Here is a 3,149-nt window from a genome sequence, read left to right as displayed (position 1 = left end):
CAAAGCTAACCGCAACGAGGAAAAAAGATTAAAAAATCAATAAACAGAGTTTTTTCACAGTCTGACGCCTACAGCTTGGCGAGGTGGCGGAATGATAGCACCGAAGCCAATTAGCATTTCTGTTGCTCAGCCCTAGCACTCCAGCCCAATAGATATTCCTCAGCCGCCATATCGCCAAGCCGATGTTGGTGGCAGTTTTTTTATTTTGAATTATCAAATAGCATTTTTTTATTTTCAATAATATTGTTTCTCATTTTGATCGATTGTCCAATAGTAAACATGCAGCGGCATGGACTATAGTCCATAAAGTTATTATATAATGTTTTATGCCCTTTAAAATAGATTTTCTTTGGTGGACAAGGACAATTAGGTTTAATTTCATAGCAAATTGCTGTACCTCTTTTTTGTTTTGGTGTATCGTCTATTAGGTCGTCGTGATTACCAAAAGTTACATGCCACCAAGAACTATTTCCAATTTGCCCGAAAATATGATATAATCCCATCCAATGTCCTGTTTCATGAGTTAGAACATGACTATGTGTTCCAATATCTTCATAATTTAAGTCCACTCGGTCACTAAATATGTTAGATGCATTTCCTTGTATAGCAATAAAAACATTTACACAATTCGTTGGGCTAATTAATAATTTTTCTCTGTTATTTAAGCCCATTGCAGAAACTCTCTGAACCCCCTTAATTCCGTTTTTTTGTAAAGCCGAATCAAGCAAGTAAAACTCAATGTTGGGGTTCCCTACGAGATTACTAAATTCATTGTCAAGTAAACTCATGTTGTTCTTTTGTGAGAAGTCCATGTTTAAATCTTGCAACTCATTCAATATTAAACTATCATTTATATTTTCTTTTTCATTGTTATAAATAACATGGAATACGATTGGAACTTTTATTTTTCTTCCATCGTCTAGTGCGTTTCTTTTTTGTCCAAACAAAATGCTAGTCGTTAAAAGGATTGTCATAAGTAATAAACATTTTCTCATTGTTTAAAATTTTTGGTTAAGATCATGGTCGGGCAAAATTGCCACCATCGAGTGTATTTATGTTATTACACGCAGTTTAAAATATTTTTTGCTATTGATAATCAACAAATTATTATTCGCCTTTTTGTATTGTTGTTGGAACAATACACTCAATTCGTCATTTGTATTGTTGGGTTATAGCAATCTTTTTTATCCATTTGCCCATGCCGCTGTCCCTTGTCCCCAGTCACTTAATCTTATCCAACACCTATTTCAAAACCCATAATAAAATAATACTTCTACCCACATATACTAAATTATTTTATAAACCGCTTATTAACATATACAAAAAAAGCCCTTAGAAAGGAGCTTTACTAGTAAAGTAATGATGTTACTGAAATAATAACTGACAAAACCGAATTAAGATATGTTAATTGTTCTTTGGAAATCTTTCCATTTATTGAAGGTTTGGTTTTACCATGTAATTCCAAAATTTTATCCCATGCTCTATTAAATGGAATTGTATAGATTTTAGCGTCTATATTTACAGTATTATAGTTTCGCATTTTTTATTATGAATTTAATTTTGTCGATTTACTATAAACAGGTTGATGTTTTGAAATTATAGATACATGATTAATTTCACCCCATTCAGCTTCTTCAACAGCTGAATTAATATCCTCTTCAATAATTTTTTTTATTTGATTTTCGGACAAAGTAGGGTCAACACTTTTGGTATATGCGTCAGGCACATCAGTATTTAAAACCCAATTACAGTCTTTCAAAGTGGCATCAAATGCAACCCGTAGTTCTTCATCTTGTCCATTACTGTTATTACAATTAGTATATTCATTTTTAGTTTTTTTAGTTTTTAAAATTAACTTGAGCATTCAACGTTGTCTGCAACACATTTGCAGTTTCCATTTTCCACAGAAAATACTAATGTCCCGCCGCATTGTTCAGCATCCTCGTAAAAGAGGCTAAAAACGAGAAGTTGAATACCACCATTAAAGTTTGCTACTGAATATGTATCACCAATAATGTCTTTCGGATAATTGTCAGCACCTGTCTGATACTTATCTTCATCTAGATACTTTAAAATTGCATCTTTGGTTTTTCCATCCAATTTGTCATATTGACCATAAGATAAATCAAGTTTTTTGTCTTTGATTAGCTTAATCAAAAAATCTACATCATTTTTCATTTTTAATTGTTTTACTTTTCTGCCTACTCTATTCAGTTTTCGGCTTCCCTGTTTATGTTTAATTGCAAAATTAATTTTCTGTTGTTCACTTATTTTCTTGATAGTATCGCTTTTCTGGATGTTCCGACGCATCCCGAAGTTCAGATAAAAGGCATTTGCAATGCCTCTTCCTAATTTACTAACTTAAATTATGATACACTTTTTGCTCTTGTTTCCTGCCAATCACTCACATTAACTTAATTATATCCAACACGCATTTCAAAACTCATAATAAAAATAATACTTCTATCCACATATACTAAATTATCTTATCAACCGCTTATTAACACATACTAAAAAAGTCCCTAGAAAGTGGCTTTACCATTCTTGGTCACTGTCACTAAACCTCTTGCCAAGTTACTTATGCCAGCGCTTTAAAAGCCCCTATAATGCCATCGAAACAGCAAAACTTACCACAGCACCAATAGCCGCTGGTATCGCTGTTTTCACCAAATGTGCTATCTCAAAGTTGTAGAAAATCGTTACCAATGTTCCCCCAACCTTTCCCGGTCTAGTCATAATGTCCATATCGTTTGTATTGCCTTTCTGCCTCTTTAAAATTTTACATCTTGCCCTTCGTGTGAGGATTCTAGCTTCCTGCAAAAAGCCTTTGCTCGGTAGTCATGGCTTAAATTAACGAGCTTTTTCGTCTTATTTTCGGTAAATGTCAAGTTATGAATGCTATTGTGAATCATCTATCATTTATTGAAGGTGGGTCTACTAAATCCATGCTTTTTGGCTAATAGTCGGTTGCCTGTACCTTATAATAAGTAAGCAGTAATTCACTATTATTTAATGTCTATTTTGATTGATTTTTAGTCAACTTATATAATGGACAAGGAGAGGAGCCCTAAACCATTTGTCTCTGTAAGCTCCCCTGAATCTCGCTCATTTAAAAGTTGACAAAAATGTTAACTTTAAATGACCGATAT

Annotated in this window: 4 protein-coding genes; all 4 read right to left on the bottom strand. The window is 33.1% G+C overall.

What is annotated here, in order from left to right; all coding sequences use genetic code 11:
* Nucleotides 1-200: 200 nt before the first annotated feature.
* Nucleotides 201-995: a M43 family zinc metalloprotease gene (locus ACFOW1_RS12510; protein WP_379014687.1), complete on the bottom strand. Its 795-nt coding sequence runs from the start codon at nt 993-995 to the stop codon at nt 201-203.
* Between the two features lie 551 nt (nt 996-1,546).
* On the bottom strand, nt 1,547-1,864 hold the full coding sequence (locus tag ACFOW1_RS12505) for a hypothetical protein (RefSeq protein ID WP_379014686.1): 318 nt from the start codon (nt 1,862-1,864) through the stop codon (nt 1,547-1,549).
* Nucleotides 1,852-2,310, bottom strand: coding sequence for a hypothetical protein (locus tag ACFOW1_RS12500; RefSeq protein WP_379014684.1), 459 nt, complete (start codon nt 2,308-2,310; stop codon nt 1,852-1,854). Before ACFOW1_RS12500 ends, ACFOW1_RS12505 begins: the two co-directional genes overlap by 13 nt.
* Before the next feature lie 291 nt (nt 2,311-2,601).
* Nucleotides 2,602-2,736 (bottom strand): hypothetical protein, encoded by a 135-nt coding sequence (locus ACFOW1_RS12495; protein WP_379014682.1) that lies wholly within the window; start codon nt 2,734-2,736, stop codon nt 2,602-2,604.
* Nucleotides 2,737-3,149 lie beyond the last annotated feature (413 nt).

This window comes from Parasediminibacterium paludis (assembly GCF_042651445.1).
In the GTDB taxonomy this organism is placed as follows: Bacteria; Bacteroidota; Bacteroidia; order Chitinophagales; family Chitinophagaceae; genus Parasediminibacterium; species Parasediminibacterium paludis.
This window is presented reverse-complemented; position numbering and strand designations above follow the sequence as displayed.